The sequence below is a fragment of the Sediminibacillus massiliensis genome (assembly GCF_900156915.1).
GTDB lineage: Bacteria > Bacillota > Bacilli > Bacillales > Amphibacillaceae > Sediminibacillus_A > Sediminibacillus_A massiliensis.
Genome location: NZ_LT732535.1, coordinates 2,078,605 through 2,093,444 on the forward strand (window position 1 = coordinate 2,078,605; position 14,840 = coordinate 2,093,444).

The window sequence follows — 14,840 nt, forward strand, 5'->3', positions numbered from 1 at the left end:
ACATACACCATCTTTTTAAGCAACATCCCTTTGGTAAGTCCTCGTTATTGGTAATTTTATACATTGACTAGATAGAATAGCGTATGTATAATCTGGTTTATTCAAGGAAAGCGTTTTCAGCTTATGTTCCTCAACGAAGAATGAACAATACATAAAACCCATTACATCAAAGCTTTAAGCACCTGGATTTCCATACTACAAAGCTTTTTTTACCTTTTTCAGGAAAACGTTTTCAAGCATAAGTTCGGAGAGAGGAGGATTATTATAAAAGTTTCCATCAAGGATATTGCGAAAAGATCAAATGTTTCCGTTTCAACTGTGTCAAGGGTCCTCAACAATAGTAAGCATGTAAGCGAGGAATTGAAAGAGCGAGTCCTCTCTGTTGTAGAGGAAACAAATTTCAAACCAAATTTGCTTGCCAGAGGACTTGTAAACAAAAAAACAAATTTAATCGGGGTCCTTATCCCGAGAATTTCCAACAACTTTTTTTCCCAGTTAATTGAAGGCATCAATGAAGTAGCGGAAAATTACGGCTACAATATACTACTTAGCACCTCTTACAACAATCTTCAGAAAGAACTGGAGTATCTAAACATCTTCGTAGACAGACAACTTGATGGCATTATTTTGGCTGTAACAGACTTCTCAGACCAACACAAGTCATTCTTTGAAAAGACAACTATTCCAACCGTGTTTATGGGACAGCAGCTTGATAAAGGGAAATACCCTTATGTCACCATTGACAACGTAAAGGCTTCTTGTGAGGCTACTAGATTCTTAATTAACCAAAAACACCAAAAGATAGCTATTCTAGCAGGTCCTGACTTCGATATCGCGACGGGTGACAATCGTCTGCAAGGCTACTTGGAAGCACTAAAGGAGGCCAACTTGCCAATCAATCCAAGATGGCAGACAAGAAGATACCATACCATCGAGGATGGCTACCAGGCAGCAGCACAGATCATGTCCCAACAAGAGCGACCCACAGCCATTTTTGCATGTTCCGATCAGCAAGCCTTAGGAGCAATCAATTATTTACATGAACATGGTTATGATGTTCCTGGCGATATTTCTGTTGTCGGATTCGACGACATTGACTTGGCCAGCGTCTTCAAGCCCAAGTTGACAACCATAAAGCAAAATCCTGTAGACATAGGAACCACAGCAGCACGATTATTAATCGATCAAATTAAAGAACGGCCGATACCGTTTAAGGGAAACTATATTCCATTTCGATTAGTTGTCAGGGAGAGCACAAAATCATGGAATGATGTCGAAAAACCTAACTACAATCAATAGGAGGAATGGAAATGCTAAAAAAAATAGGGATTGCAGGTATGGCATTGCTTACAACCGCTGCCTTGGCAGCTTGCAGTGATTCTCCGAGTTCATCTGCTGATTCAAGCGGAGACGGAGAAATTTTGAAAGTAACCTATCCTACATGGTGGGAAGACTGGTTCAAAGACTTGGAAAAAGATTTTGAAGCAGAACATGAAGATATCGATGTCGAACTCATACCTCTTCACGACGATGTGACAACCAAACAAGCTATGATGATGAAGTCAGCAGAAACCTCCCCGGACGTTGCCGTCGAGGATACCTTTATCCTGAATTCCGATGTCAACGCAGGCTATCTGTCACCTATGGATGACATGTTAGAGGCCTGGGATGAATGGGATAACTTCGAATCTACTACAAAACAAGGGGTTACTGCTGTTGATGGTAAAGTGTACGGTGTTCCATTCAGCACGGATGTCCAAGGATTATGGTACAACAAAGAGTTGTTTGAAAGTGCAGGCCTGCCAGTGCCTTTCGATCCACAATCCTGGGATGATGTTTTAAATGCTGCTGAATCTATAAAAGGGGATAGTGCAGAAGATGTCATCCCTCTTTTCACTTATGTTTCCAAAGCAACCGGGGAGGCTACTTCGATGAGAAGCTTCCAAGTTTTATACAACGGTACTGGTTCTGAACTATACAATTTTGACGAGAAAAAATGGGTAGTGGATCCGAATGCACTTAAGGATACTTTTGGATTTATTGACCAGGTCTTTAAAAAGGAAATAGGCCCTTCCCTTAGTGTTGCTTCGAACAGCCAGGTGGCAAATCAGTTATCTGAAGACTTGATGATCAATAATAAAGTTGCGATGGTGATGGATGGAAACTGGGTTGCAGGAAGCTGGCGAGAAGGACGGGCAACGCCTTGGCCAGAAGCTCTGGATACATGGGGATTCATCCCATTCCCAACACAAAATGGGCAGGAACCGGGCTATACCTCTATGTCTGGGGGATGGGCACTATCCATACCTAAACATTCCGATCAACAAGACTTAGCGGCTGAGTTTATTAAAATGGCCGTTGATGAAGAGCACCAATTTGATTATGTCAAACAAACCGGTGACATGACTGTTCGTACAGATGTAGCGGAAAAGGAAGAATACCTGAACCAGCCTGTCAGCAACTACCGGGAAGCTGGAGAGATTTTGAAGTACACGAATTTCAGACCAGCTGTGGATGATTATCCAGCTGTTTCTACACATATTCAGGAAGTGATGGAAAGTGTCGCTTCCGGCAGTCTGTCACCGGAAGAAGCAGTCAAAAATTACGAAACAGGATTGAAGCGGATTGTCGGTGAAGAAAACGTGATGACAAAATAACTTAATGAGACCAATTCCTGACCGGTTTTGGTCTCTCACTTTCCATCGGGGGGGCAAGAACTCATGTTGGCAAACACACAAGCTGCAAAAAATAACAATAATTTTCAAAAAGCACTTTTATTCTTGGCGCCAACCATCATTCTATTATTGATCTTTTTTGTTGGTCCCATTTTCATGACCTTTTTTTTCGCCTTTACTAATATGTCATTGACCGGCGCCGCGGCACAAAATATTGAATTTGTAGGATTTCAAAACTTCGTACAGATGTTCAAGGATCCAAACTTCAAAACATCCTTTACTGCCACCATGATATTTTTGATATTCTCGGGAGTCATCGGACAGCAGGTTCTCGGGTTTTTGCTTGCATTCTTAATGAAGCAGAAAAATAAAACCTTCCGGAAATTTGTCGGAGGCACCGTCATGGCTGGATGGGTAACACCGGAAATCATTGTCGCTTTCACCTTTGTCTCTTTTTTACACGATAATGGGACATTAAATCAAATCCTTGGAACCATCGGAATAGAACCTATATCCTGGCTTTTTACTTTTCCAATGGTGTCTGTGATTATCGCCAACATTTGGCAAGGGTCCGCACTGTCTATGTTGATGTTCCAGGCTGCACTGGACAACGTGCCTGTCAGCGTCGAGGAATCAGCAAAAATAGATGGGGCAAATCGATGGCAGCGTTTATGTAAAATAACTATTCCAATGATAAAGAACACGATTTTTACGAACCTGGTTATCATTACTTTAGGTACTCTCGGCGTGTTTACTTTGATCTATACCATGACGGGCGGCGGCCCTGCCAGAGCGACATCGACTTTACCTGTGTTTATGTACGAGCAGGCATTCGTTAATTATCAATTGGGTTATGGTACAGCAATTTCACTAGTCATTCTCTTAATCGGAATAGTACTAAGTTTAGCTTATATCAGACTACTGAAGGCAGAAGATTAAAGGAGGGCTGAAAAGTGAAAAATAATAAATTCGAAACATTCCTTGCCTATGCAGTTTTGGCAATCATCGGTATATTATTTATTATCCCGTTGTTATGGGTTATTTTTGCTTCATTTGATGCCAATGCAACACAGGTTATCAAGCTGCCTGAAAACCCAACACTGGATAATTTCAAGGAAGTAATCATGAACCCGGTCAATCAGCGGGCTTTTCTGATTGGTATATTCTTGTCCGGCGGGCAGACGATTTTAGTTGTCATCTTTTCCTTGTTAGCGGCATATCCATTGTCGAGATTCCCAATGAAAAACAAACAAAAGATATTACTGGCCATCCTGTTTATGACTTCACTGCCCATTACAGCTGTTATGGTACCAGTCTATCAATTGTTCACCTTTTTGAATCTGCAAGACTCCTTGTTTGGGACGCTTCTTTTTCTTACTGCATCCCAACTTCCATTTGGTATCTGGATTATTAAAAATTTTATCGACGGAGTATCGGTAGAATTGGAAGAAGCTGCCTGGATTGATGGCGCCTCCCTCTTGACTGGACTGCGAAAAGTAGTCGCTCCCCTGATGATACCGGGGATATTCACGGTCAGCATATTTGTATTCATCGGAAGCTGGGGGAACTTCTTCGTTCCATATATCCTGCTGCAGTCTCCTGAAAAGCTGCCGGCATCTGTAACCATATTCCAATTTTTCGGACAGTATGGTTATGCAGCATACGGGCAGCTTGCAGCATACTCTATCTTGTATATGCTTCCCACGTTCATCCTATATTACTTCGCCCAAAACCATATGTCCAAGGGCTTCACCATGGGCGGGGCAGCTAAAGGTTAGACAAGAGACAAAGCGGGCAGGACACTTATGTGTATCTGCTCGCTGTTTTTAGTGGGTAAAATGCTTTTCTTTTGAACAAGTCTATTAAAGCTTACCCCCCTGCTTTCCGCTTTAACTTGGTCACAGCCACTTTAAACAACCTGGACTGATACACATAATCAATACACGTACTAATGATCAACCCATGCAAAACCACTCCGAAAATGGTCAACAATACCGTAATCGCATGCCCTGCTCCTGTTGTCGGATCAAAATCAGACTGGCCGAAAAAAGTGATAGTCATCAAACTGCCGATAAATGCATCCCAATAACTGTCTAGTTCCGGCTCAAGCAAGTATAACGGAATAATAGATAGAAAGATTACAAGCATTGTTATCGATGCTACCAATCCCAAATGCTGTCTTTTAAAAAACTTGATAAACGGCATCGTATAGTACTTGGTAATCGTCTTCAGCCGGAGAAGGTGAAGGATCCGCGCAAACCTTGCAAATTGGAAAACCGCATCCAACGGAATGACGGCAATCACCAGAAAAGGATTTTGCTTGATAAAATCAAGTTTGCTGTCACTTTTGACAAAGCGGTAAAGAAAGTCTATGAAAAATATTCCCCAGGTAACCCAAACAATGACCCCGTCATATCCGGTACTTTTCCATAGCGTAGCGACAGAAAAGGAAGCAAGTAAGATCATAAATATTTCATAAACTATTTCTTTCTTTTGTTTATTTTGGTAAATTTTCATTTCGCAACCCCGCCGCCTCTTCATACATGAAGCAAAAGTTCTATTTCTATTATAAGCACTGGAGTCAAGTTGATGAATTATATTATGTAGGAATGTAAAAATAGGATTCCAGAAGAGGCACGGTAAGAATGGCTCTTCCCCCTCCCCTTTATGCAATTGCGTAAGGGTTTTTCACGCACTTCTCCATACCCGGGTGAATAGTATAGAAAAAAATCGATAAAGGGGGAGGAATATGCCTATTTCATTCCCGGTCCGTACTGAAACCGTGAAGGTCGGCAAAGAACCGATACAAGTTTTTTATCCAAGGGCAGTTAATATGGCCGACACAAGATTGGAGCGGTATATCAACCAAGCCATCGAGTCTCAAACCCAGCAGCTCATTGATCTCCAGGTAGGCAATATGCCATCAACGGTGGAGGAAATGCTCGGAACTTACGAACTAAAAAACAATCAGCGTCAAGTCCTCAGCCTGTCTCTTTCCAACTATACGTACCACTATCAAGCCGCTCATGGCATGACTTTTATTAAATCACTGACATTTGATTTGAAAGAAGGTAAGCTTGATTCGTTATCTGACTTATTTACACCTGGAAGCAATTACGAAGAACGGCTGAACACCCTGATCAGTGAACAGATCATTGAGCGGGACGTCCCGCTTTTGGAAGATTTCCCAGGAATAAAACCTGATCAGGACTTTTATATCGCAGATAAGTGTCTGGTTATTTATTTTCAGCTTTATGATCTGACCCCCTATGTTTACGGTTTTCCGATGTTCCCTATTTCTGTCTATGATTTACAGGACATTATCAGGGAAGACGGCCCGCTCGGAAGAATGGCCGAGAACAATTAAAGGGCTCGACGCAAGACGGCCAGATGGCAAGAATGGAGCGTTGGATCGGCCCTTGATGAAACTTGAGCGTCCAGGTTTGAAGCAGAAAGAGAGCTTACTAGCATCATTGTAAGCTCTCAAGCTTTTTTCAATAATAAATAAATGAAATAAGGTGCTCCAATCAGTGCTGTTACAATACCGGCAGCAATACCCTCCGGATCTGCGACATTCCGGCCAATCGTGTCCGCAACCAGTAATAACCAGGCGCCGATAAGCAGGCAAACCGGCAGAAACAATTGATGTCTGGAACCGACAAGCCTTTTTGCAATATGTGGAGCCATCAAACCCACAAACGCTATTCCGCCGGTAACGGAAACAGCGGCAGAAGCCAGCCCGACGGCAGTAAGGATAAGCGTAAGCCTTTCTTTTTCAAGCGAGACACCTAAGCCAATCGAAACAGAATCACTTAATTCCAGAAGGTTTAAACGATTTGCTTTATAAAAGACTACAGGAAGCAAAATGACCAGCCATGGGAGGACCGCCCAAATATACGGCCAGTCGGTGCCCCATATATTTCCCGCGAGCCACTTGGCAATGAAATCGACTTTCTCCCTTTCTGCAGAGGAAATAAGGATGATCATGATCCCGGAAAGAGCCATGGAAAACCCAATACCAGTCAAGACAAATTTGACCGGCTGCAATCCGCTTGCTCTGCTGTAGGAAAACACATAAATGAGGCAAGCTGTGAGACATCCACTAATAAAGGCTACAATCGGAATTGCATAGACAAAAGACCCGACCTCAATCGGAAAATACAAAAAGAAAATGGCAACACCTACTCCTGCCCCGGCATTGATTCCAACGATGCCCGGGTCAGCTAGTTCATTCCTTGTCACTCCTTGCAAAACAGCACCAGCTACAGCGAGTGCCATTCCTGCAAGAAGGGTAATCAAAATACGGGGAAGCCTGATTGTAAAAAGAACAAAATCCTCTTTGAACGTTCCCTGGCCGGAAAGGATCGGAATAATCCGATCATAGGAAACAGAAGAATATCCCATTCCCATACCTGTAATGATTGTTGTAAGAACTAGGAGGACTAAAACAATGATGGTAATCCGTTGTTTTCTGATAACAGCAGGATGTATCACGAGAATGCTTTCCCTCCTTTATTTACGATAAACAGGAAGAAAGGCAGGCCGAGCATGGCAACAATCGCAGCAACAGGCGTTTCATATGGAGCATGGATGGTTCGGCCAAGCGTGTCGGCAATCAACATGAAGCTTGCCCCGACAACAGCAGACATCGGCAAAATGAACCGGTAATCGGTCCCGACTAGGAACCGGACAATATGTGGAATCATAAGCCCTATGAATGTCATATTTCCGACAAGAGCCACGGAAGCACCCACAAGGAAAATAATGACCACGAACAGAATCGCCTTGATCATCCTTGTTTTCTGGCCGAGCCCGATTGCCACTTCTTCATTCAAGCTTAAAATCGTCAGTTGTCTGGAAAAGTATGTAGAAACGATAATGCCTATCAAAATAAATGGGATGATGACTTTCAACTGACTCCAGGATGTACCAACCATTCCACCCGCCGTCCACATCGAGATATCCTTGGAGATATGAAAGTATAAGCCAAGTCCTTCTGCTGCTGCCTGGAGGAATGCGGTGATTGCCGCACCTGCCAAAACGATCCGGAAAGGCGAAAATCCTCCTCTTTTCATCGAACTGATCCCAAATACTAGGGCAGCGCCTGCTGCGGCCCCTATAAAGCAGGAAATCATTAACCCCATGAAGCCAGCAACTGGAAAGAATACAAGCGTCAGTGCTAGAGCAGCATTGGCACCGGCAGTCAGGCCCAGGAGTCCGGGATCCGCCAGCGGATTACGCGTCAACCCCTGCATGATCGCACCTGCAACCGCAAGTCCTGCTCCGACAAATACAGCGGCAACTTCACGAGGCAGACGGATGTCACGGATAATATCAGCCGCATCCGACGTCATACTTGATGACAGTGCCAGCCATACATCCCGTAAGCTGATATCAGCGGCGCCAAGCACCAGAGCCATTGCAAACGTAGCACCCAAAACCAGCATAGCCGCTGTCATCTTATATATAAATGTTATATTGCTTACAGATTTCATGTTGCACCAATTCTTTCTCAATAGAAATTTTCAGGCTCTCCATAACCTACCTAACATCAGCAAATCCCGCTAGTGAGTCGAGACATAGAATCAACCGCGCTTTTCCCGCCAGTCTCCTTGCGCAATAAATTGTAAGTAATGCACATCGGCTTGTTTGTCCGAGGGTCTCGGCCGATTTCTGCGTCGATTTGAAAAACTTGTTTTAAAACGTCCCGTTGAATCACCTCATTGCTGGACCCTTTCTTTACGATTTTCCCATCCTTCAAGGCAATGATATGGTCTGCAAAGCGGGCCGCCTGGTTTAGATCGTGAAGGACCATGACGATTGTCCGACCTTCTTGTTTATTCAGTTGATCGATGAGCTCCAAGACTTCCAATTGATGGGCCATGTCCAGATATGTCGTCGGTTCATCAAGAAAAATCAATTCCGTTTCCTGGGCGAGCGCCATCGCAATCCAGACCCGCTGCCGCTGACCGCCTGATAAATCATCGACAGAGCGGTATTTAAACGCTAAAATGCCGGTAACTTCCATAGCCCAGTCAATAATCCGCCTGTCTTGCTTGGTTACTCTGCCGAATCCTTTCTGATAAGGAAACCGTCCGTATGCCACCAATTCGGCTACAGTCAATCCCCCTGCACTCTCCGGAGATTGAGGAAGGATGGCCATCTTTTTGGCAAGCTGTCTGGTATTTTCCTTGGATATACTTCTCCCGTCCAATACGATTGAGCCTCCATGTGGTGTAAGAATTCTGGTAACAGCCTTTAATAACGTCGACTTTCCACACCCGTTCGCACCAATAATAGTGGTAATTTTGTTGTCGGGGATTTCCAATGTCATTTCTTTTATAATCGATTTCTCTCCGTAACCAACAGTCAAATCTTCTGTATATAGACGAACCATTCTTCAGCCTCCCATGAATTTATCTATTGAGCGCAATTAAGTGAGAATGATTTTCAATATCATTTACATTGACAATATAATCGAGTATCATAATCGTGTCAACTATTTTCAGAAAATAAACAGAATTACTTATACAGGGGAGGAACTATAAGTGGATAGAATAGAATGCTTTGATGTGACCATAATCGGTGGTGGACCTGCCGGGCTTTTTTCGGCATTTTACAGCGGGTTGAGGGAAATGAAGACCAAAATCATTGAATACCAGCCAACACTAGGCGGAAAAGTGCATGTCTATCCGGAGAAAATCGTCTGGGATGTCGGCGGGCTTCCCCCAGTCCCGGGGGCTGAACTGATGGAAAATTTGGTCGCACAAGGACTTACCTTTGACCCGGAAGTAATTCTCAACGAAAAAATCGAATCGATCCGCCGGACCGAAGAAGGAATATTCGAGTTAAGAGGGCCTTCCGGCAGAAAGCATCTTTCGCGTACTGTAATTATGGCCGTGGGTGGCGGGATATTGAAACCTCAAAAACTGCCAATAGAAGGTGCAGAAAAATTCGAAATCACCAATTTGCATTATACGGTCAAATCATTGAAACAATTTAAAGACAAGACGGTCATCATATCTGGCGGCGGCAATTCTGCCATTGATTGGGCAAACGAGCTGGAGTCTATTGCAAAGAAAGTGTATATCACGTACCGCAAGGACCAGTTCACCGGCCACGAGGCCCAGATATCCCGCTTAATGAACAGTTCTGTAACCTGCTGTTTCCATACAACCATTACAAAGTTAGTAGCCGACAAGAACCACAAAAAAATTGAAAGTATAGAATTAGCCAATACCCGGACAGGTGATATTAGTTACCTTTCTGTTGATGATGTCGTCATCAACCATGGATATGATCGTGATTCCTCGTTGATGAAAAACAGCAGGATAGACATCCAATTAATTGACGATTATTTTATTGCCGCCAGTCCGATGGGCGAATCTTCCATACCGGGTTTATACGGGGCGGGAGATATCCTGAAGCACGACGGCAAACTCCATCTGATTGCAGGTGCCTTTCAAGATGCTGCCAATGCAGTCAACAAAGCCAAGCAGTTTATCGAGCCGGAAGCAACTGAATATGGCATGGTTTCCTCCCATAATGAAATATTTGCAGAAAGAAACAAGAAATTGGTTAAAGGTATTGTCAGAAAATCCAGGCTAAAATTAAACCGCCAGTTGGTAACTGCCGGTCGTTGGGAAGTGTTTATTGTCTGTTAAGATTAATATATGCTTTCACTAGAGCGGGGGGAGAGAGTAACTCGGGCGCCGGGGACATATACTTGAGCGCGGCAGCTAGTGCGAGTTGTACTTTTCTCAGGGAACAAATCCTCCTCACAAAGTTGACTGGACGGGAACATTCAAGTATTGAAAAGCATTTTTGATCGATGTCTTTAGATAATCCGTGTCAGAATAATAACCCCAATGGTGCCAAGCACAGGTCATGCCTGGCAGGTTGATTGCAGAATCGCCTGCCTTCAAACTTGTAACGTTCGCAGCTGATACTATATAGTCGGACCTGCCCCAAAATTTATTGCCAGCCAAAACGAAATACTTATTTACATGATGATAGCTTTGTTCAAGTTCATTCAGTTCTTTAATAAACGGACTTTCCTGGCATAGATCTAGGATGCCTTGATTCGACTCGTACTTTAAATCGGCCAGATCGGCCATGCGCCAGTTCTTCGGGTTGAATTCATCGAGTATGGCCATAAAAAACCACTTATCTTCAAATTGATTGACCATACTCTTCGCCAGGAAGGATCCATTGTTTGGTGTTCCTGCCATGATTAAGGAAGAGATATCTGCTTCCTCTTCGACAATCGCGCTTCTGGACACAATACCGCCCATACTATGGGCAAAGACAATAACACCTTCACTTCCATCGTTTATTTCAGCAATTTTTTCAGCTAGGATACTGGCGTTTTCTGTTATTGCCGGGCGGACAGTCGGATAGGAAAATGCCACAACATTAAATTCAGCCTCCAGCAAGCCGTACAATTCCACAAAGTTATCCCCGACCACCGAACATAAACCATGCACAAGCACTGCAGTCTTCTTGTCCGGTCTCAAATCCAATTCGCCCTCTACCAAATCGATACTTCCGTTGTTCAGACGTACCATATTTACCTGTGGGACAAGGAGTTCATCTTTTAACCCCAGCAACTTAGCAACGAAAACGGCAACTTCATGAAAATCACCCAACTTGTCACGTATCCAGTCTGTCAGCCTGTTTCCTTTTGCATTTATATCAAGCCGTACCATATCAGTCTTGTTTTTAAACAAGAAAAACGGAGGATTTTTCGGAATGATGCCCTCTTCCTGAAAGTTTTCCATGGCTTGTCGTAAATCATTTTCATAAAAATCTTTTTCCATTGCAAAGGCTATCTCATCTTCCTTTACTTCCAACCCCAATTCCACCTCGTTTTGACTGAGGAACTCAGACTCGATTTCTACCGTGTATTTCTGTATAAGTGTCGGATTGGTTGTGATGAACATATGACTATCGATTTTTTCCTGCTTCACCCGGATTGGCGAGCTTTCTTTATTGTCGGCTTCATGCGGTATTCCATTAATAAAGATATACACCGCTTTGCTCCTCCTAAAATAGTATTTTTTACTACTTCCATCTCATTTTTCTCTATAGTATCATTTATTTAATTCATCTATTAACCGATTTTTGTAAGCGCTATCTATAAATGTGGGGAGGAGAATTTTTATGATAAGTGTTGTATTAGTTGTCGGGCTGCTTCTTTCCTTTATTTTGATGTATTTGGAAAATGATGAGTGGGTAGTCGCTTATGAAACGAACGAAACCAACGTCGGAGACGCCCAAACCATCTATTACCTTTTTAAAGGAAATAACATCAAAACCTCTTACTCTTATAAAATGAATCCGATGAACCTTTCGCTCACGTTCCATGAATACCGGGAAGGTAAATTCATTATAAAAGTTCCAAAAAAAGAGGCACATGCAGCAAGGGAAACGCTTTTTAAATTCAAAGTCCTTCAACAGCAAATGAACAGTTCTGTTATTAGAGATATTTGACTAGTCAGCAACTTAATCAATTTCGCAGAAGGGGCTACAAACCGTATCCGTAAAAAAGAGACTGCCGGGACATTCCGGCAGTCTGAAGGTGTGTGATTGTGTCTATTTAGAATATGAAATATCTTGAATCAATGTGTCTAACAGTTCTTTTGCATCATAGAACGTCTTGTCCGGCTTGAACGGGGTATCAGGCATGTCTCTTTTGCGGTGATTCATCCAGTATGCATTCCAGCCTGCCTGCTTCGCTCCTACAATATCGTTATCAAAAGAATCTCCTACATAGACTGTTTTTTCTTTATCCAGCTGCAGCTTGTCTTCAAGAATTTGAAAAACTTCCCGTTTCGGTTTGGCAATTCCAAGCGCTCCCGAAATAAAAATGTTTTCCTCCGGTATCCATCTGGCCAGATCGAGCTGTTTTATTTTCATGGACTGATGGTTCTCTTCCCCATTCGTGAGGATAGCCAGCTGCTTGTTTTGATTATGAAGAGATTCCAACAATTCTTCCACTTCTTCAAACAAGGTTATCCGCTGTTGTTCCTCCACATACGCTTCCTGGAACTCAATTGCCTGTTCACGCGTCATCGGAATGCCGAATGCCTCACAAGCTCCCGTCACCCGGCGAATGTGCATCTCTTGTTTAGAGACCTCCCCATCTTCGCTTTTATCAAATAAGGAATCACTGTACTGCCGGCTTATGATATAGAACTGGTCCATTTCCTCGTCGGTAAGTGGTTGTGAGATCATTCTTTTTATCGTCTTTTTCAAGGACAGTGCTTGATCATATAATGTATCATCAACATCAAAGATGATTGTATCCATATCTATCAGCCTCTTTCGTATGTTGTGCTACTATCATATCATGTCAGGAAACGGAAGACTATGACGATATATGGCAAGAATAAATTGCTCAGAGCCAAAAAAACAAGCAGCCATAAAAGGGAAACCCCGCAAAGGAGTTGTATTCCTTTCGGGGTTTTAGGGATTGATTTATGTTATTTACAATACAGTTGAGTAATTAGAAGCTTTTTTTCCCGGCTGGAGTATTTGTCGTGATTAGTAGTGTTAGATTGGTTGTGAGGGAACGATGAAGAATCCTATGGCCTGGAGATACGCTAATTTCGTTGCCGTTGTCGCTCTCTCTGTCTCAGGAACTGACTTGGGTAATCTATCTCCATATCCCTTGACTCAGATTCCTGTGCAAATGGACCAAACTCTTCCTCAGGATCAAAGTGATGCTGTCTTCCCGATGATTTGTATCTGATATGGAATTCTTCTTCATATTCAGGAACCTCTTCTTCATCTGATATCCGTTTCATACCGGATATCCATGTCTCCAATTTATATGTGCCCCGATCAATGATACTGCAAAGATCTTCAAGGGACTGAGTCAGCTCGGCCAGACAATCCAGCCCATTCCTTAAAATGATTCCCCTCTTTTTCGCTTCGTCAATAGAGTGGTCCAGCCTGTACACTTGATCCTGGTAATGGAATTCGATGAAGCAGCTATTGCGGTCCCAGTTAAACGTGTACTCCTCTACTTTTAATCCCTTCATCACCCTGGTCAATTTTCTTTCACACATGCTTTGTTCTTTGTATGGGATCCTCTTAAAAATATTCTTGAGCACACCCTTCACCTTCCTTTTCGTTATGTTTTTTGGTGATCAAGTATCTTAACTATCAATTCGCTAAAAGCATACAAAATCCCTGTTAGAATCGTTTTGCATTTATCGACGTAATTTTACAAAAGACTGCTTTCCCTATCTTCTGTGCTGGTATGGCGGTTGTTTCTATAACGGATATTGCCAAGAAACGAATTATCAATCTAGTATATCACAAATTTGTTCGTAATATTTTTTGACAAAAACATTGATGAAGAAAATAATTTTAACTATTCTGAAAACTATCAAATTACTATTCCTGCAACTATTTTTATTTCTATCCATTATCAAAAGGAGGGATTTACATTGCTCGAATTGTTTAGTCACACAGCAATATGGATATTCGCCCTGTCAATTGTTGCAGTTGTTGTCTTCCAAGGTATCACTTTCATCAGGATAACCTTAAAAACCCTGCCAAGTGCCGGGATGACCGGGGAAGAAGCAAAAAGCGCCCTGAAAACCGGCGCGATATCCGCTATCGGTCCATCGCTGGGCATTATGATTGTGGCAGTCTCCCTCATTACATTGATTGGTGATCCGTTAACGTTAATGAGAATCGGCATTATCGGTTCAGCACCGACCGAATCAATGGGAGCAAGCCTTGCTGCCGATGCCTTTGGAGCAGAATTAGGTTCTCAGGAATTTACGGAAAAAGCATTTACCACTGTCGTTTGGACATTGTGTCTTGGCGGTATGGGATGGTTAATTGTCACGGCCCTTTTCACAAAATCGCTTGGAAAGATACATCATAAAGCTTCCACAAAAACCTCAAATCCCAAATTAATGTCTATTGTCGCCACCGCGGCTATGCTGGGCGCGTTCGGCTACTTTTCAGGAAGTGAAATGATCAAAGGTATGGGCCATACGATTGTCATTATTGCTTCCGGCATTACGATGGTCATCATCTTGCTCATCGCCAACAAATGGAAGATGAATTGGTTAAAAGAATGGTCGCTTGGCATATCAATACTTGCCTCTTTATGCGTAGGTTACTTTTTATTATAAAAAAACAAGG

Annotated in this window: 15 protein-coding genes; 8 read left to right on the forward strand and 7 right to left on the reverse strand. The window is 42.8% G+C overall.

Annotated elements, in window-relative coordinates:
• Positions 1–285: 285 nt before the first annotated feature.
• From CZ434_RS22380 to CZ434_RS11265, 4 genes are all read left to right on the forward strand, one after another.
• Positions 286–1,299, forward strand: coding sequence for a LacI family DNA-binding transcriptional regulator (locus CZ434_RS22380; RefSeq protein WP_281252300.1), 1,014 nt, complete (start codon positions 286–288; stop codon positions 1,297–1,299).
• An 11-nt stretch (positions 1,300–1,310) separates the two neighbouring features.
• Entirely contained in the window at positions 1,311–2,657 is a 1,347-nt protein-coding gene (locus tag CZ434_RS11255) for an extracellular solute-binding protein (protein ID WP_179107248.1), read from the forward strand.
• 63 nt (positions 2,658–2,720) lie between these two features.
• Positions 2,721–3,614, forward strand: coding sequence for a carbohydrate ABC transporter permease (locus CZ434_RS11260; protein ID WP_077623233.1), 894 nt, complete (start codon positions 2,721–2,723; stop codon positions 3,612–3,614).
• Positions 3,615–3,628: 14 nt separating this feature from the next.
• Entirely contained in the window at positions 3,629–4,453 is an 825-nt protein-coding gene (locus CZ434_RS11265; RefSeq protein WP_077623234.1) for a carbohydrate ABC transporter permease, read from the forward strand.
• Between the two features lie 91 nt (positions 4,454–4,544).
• On the opposite strand, the gene CZ434_RS11270 is transcribed toward CZ434_RS11265, so the two are convergent.
• Positions 4,545–5,192 carry a hypothetical protein gene (locus CZ434_RS11270; protein ID WP_077623235.1) on the reverse strand — a complete coding sequence of 216 codons (648 nt, stop codon included), beginning with the start codon at positions 5,190–5,192 and terminating at the stop codon, positions 4,545–4,547.
• Between the two features lie 232 nt (positions 5,193–5,424).
• Between CZ434_RS11270 and CZ434_RS11275 the strand changes: the two genes are divergently transcribed.
• Positions 5,425–6,042, forward strand: coding sequence for a DUF3298 and DUF4163 domain-containing protein (locus tag CZ434_RS11275; RefSeq protein WP_077623236.1), 618 nt, complete (start codon positions 5,425–5,427; stop codon positions 6,040–6,042).
• A 116-nt stretch (positions 6,043–6,158) separates the two neighbouring features.
• On the opposite strand, the gene CZ434_RS11280 is transcribed toward CZ434_RS11275, so the two are convergent.
• The 3 genes from CZ434_RS11280 to CZ434_RS11290 are packed head-to-tail and all read right to left on the reverse strand — an operon-like array spanning position 6,159 to position 9,072.
• Complete coding sequence (locus CZ434_RS11280; protein ID WP_077623237.1) at positions 6,159–7,169, reverse strand: FecCD family ABC transporter permease; 1,011 nt, start codon at positions 7,167–7,169, stop codon at positions 6,159–6,161.
• On the reverse strand, positions 7,166–8,170 hold the full coding sequence (locus CZ434_RS11285; RefSeq protein ID WP_077623238.1) for a FecCD family ABC transporter permease: 1,005 nt from the start codon (positions 8,168–8,170) through the stop codon (positions 7,166–7,168). Before CZ434_RS11285 ends, CZ434_RS11280 begins: the two co-directional genes overlap by 4 nt.
• A gap of 56 nt (positions 8,171–8,226) precedes the next feature.
• Positions 8,227–9,072 (reverse strand): ABC transporter ATP-binding protein, encoded by an 846-nt coding sequence (locus CZ434_RS11290; RefSeq protein WP_077623239.1) that lies wholly within the window; start codon positions 9,070–9,072, stop codon positions 8,227–8,229.
• A gap of 151 nt (positions 9,073–9,223) precedes the next feature.
• Between CZ434_RS11290 and CZ434_RS11295 the strand changes: the two genes are divergently transcribed.
• A complete protein-coding gene (locus tag CZ434_RS11295) occupies positions 9,224–10,339 on the forward strand; it encodes an NAD(P)/FAD-dependent oxidoreductase (RefSeq protein ID WP_077623240.1) in 1,116 nt (371 codons plus the stop codon).
• 114 nt (positions 10,340–10,453) lie between these two features.
• Here CZ434_RS11295 and CZ434_RS11300 read toward each other — a convergent pair whose 3' ends face one another.
• On the reverse strand, positions 10,454–11,707 hold the full coding sequence (locus CZ434_RS11300; protein WP_077623241.1) for an esterase/lipase family protein: 1,254 nt from the start codon (positions 11,705–11,707) through the stop codon (positions 10,454–10,456).
• A 130-nt stretch (positions 11,708–11,837) separates the two neighbouring features.
• Here CZ434_RS11300 and CZ434_RS11305 point away from each other — a divergent pair, with 130 nt between their 5' ends.
• Complete coding sequence (locus CZ434_RS11305) at positions 11,838–12,167, forward strand: hypothetical protein (RefSeq protein ID WP_077623242.1); 330 nt, start codon at positions 11,838–11,840, stop codon at positions 12,165–12,167.
• Positions 12,168–12,269: 102 nt separating this feature from the next.
• On the opposite strand, the gene CZ434_RS11310 is transcribed toward CZ434_RS11305, so the two are convergent.
• A complete protein-coding gene (locus CZ434_RS11310; protein ID WP_077623243.1) occupies positions 12,270–12,986 on the reverse strand; it encodes an HAD family hydrolase in 717 nt (238 codons plus the stop codon).
• A 293-nt stretch (positions 12,987–13,279) separates the two neighbouring features.
• Positions 13,280–13,792: a hypothetical protein gene (locus CZ434_RS11315; protein ID WP_077623244.1), complete on the reverse strand. Its 513-nt coding sequence runs from the start codon at positions 13,790–13,792 to the stop codon at positions 13,280–13,282.
• A gap of 339 nt (positions 13,793–14,131) precedes the next feature.
• Between CZ434_RS11315 and CZ434_RS11320 the strand changes: the two genes are divergently transcribed.
• Entirely contained in the window at positions 14,132–14,830 is a 699-nt protein-coding gene (locus CZ434_RS11320; RefSeq protein WP_077623245.1) for a DUF5058 family protein, read from the forward strand.
• Positions 14,831–14,840 lie beyond the last annotated feature (10 nt).

Coding starts and splice junctions, on each gene's coding strand:
- CZ434_RS11260 (WP_077623233.1), top strand. CDS start 2,721: ATGTTGGCAAACACACAAGCTGCAAAAAATAACAATAATTTTCAAAAA.
- CZ434_RS11275 (WP_077623236.1), top strand. CDS start 5,425: ATGCCTATTTCATTCCCGGTCCGTACTGAAACCGTGAAGGTCGGCAAA.
- CZ434_RS11255 (WP_179107248.1), top strand. CDS start 1,311: ATGCTAAAAAAAATAGGGATTGCAGGTATGGCATTGCTTACAACCGCT.
- CZ434_RS11310 (WP_077623243.1), bottom strand. CDS start 12,986: ATGGATACAATCATCTTTGATGTTGATGATACATTATATGATCAAGCA.
- CZ434_RS11290 (WP_077623239.1), bottom strand. CDS start 9,072: ATGGTTCGTCTATATACAGAAGATTTGACTGTTGGTTACGGAGAGAAA.
- CZ434_RS11305 (WP_077623242.1), top strand. CDS start 11,838: ATGATAAGTGTTGTATTAGTTGTCGGGCTGCTTCTTTCCTTTATTTTG.
- CZ434_RS11270 (WP_077623235.1), bottom strand. CDS start 5,192: ATGAAAATTTACCAAAATAAACAAAAGAAAGAAATAGTTTATGAAATA.
- CZ434_RS11285 (WP_077623238.1), bottom strand. CDS start 8,170: ATGAAATCTGTAAGCAATATAACATTTATATATAAGATGACAGCGGCT.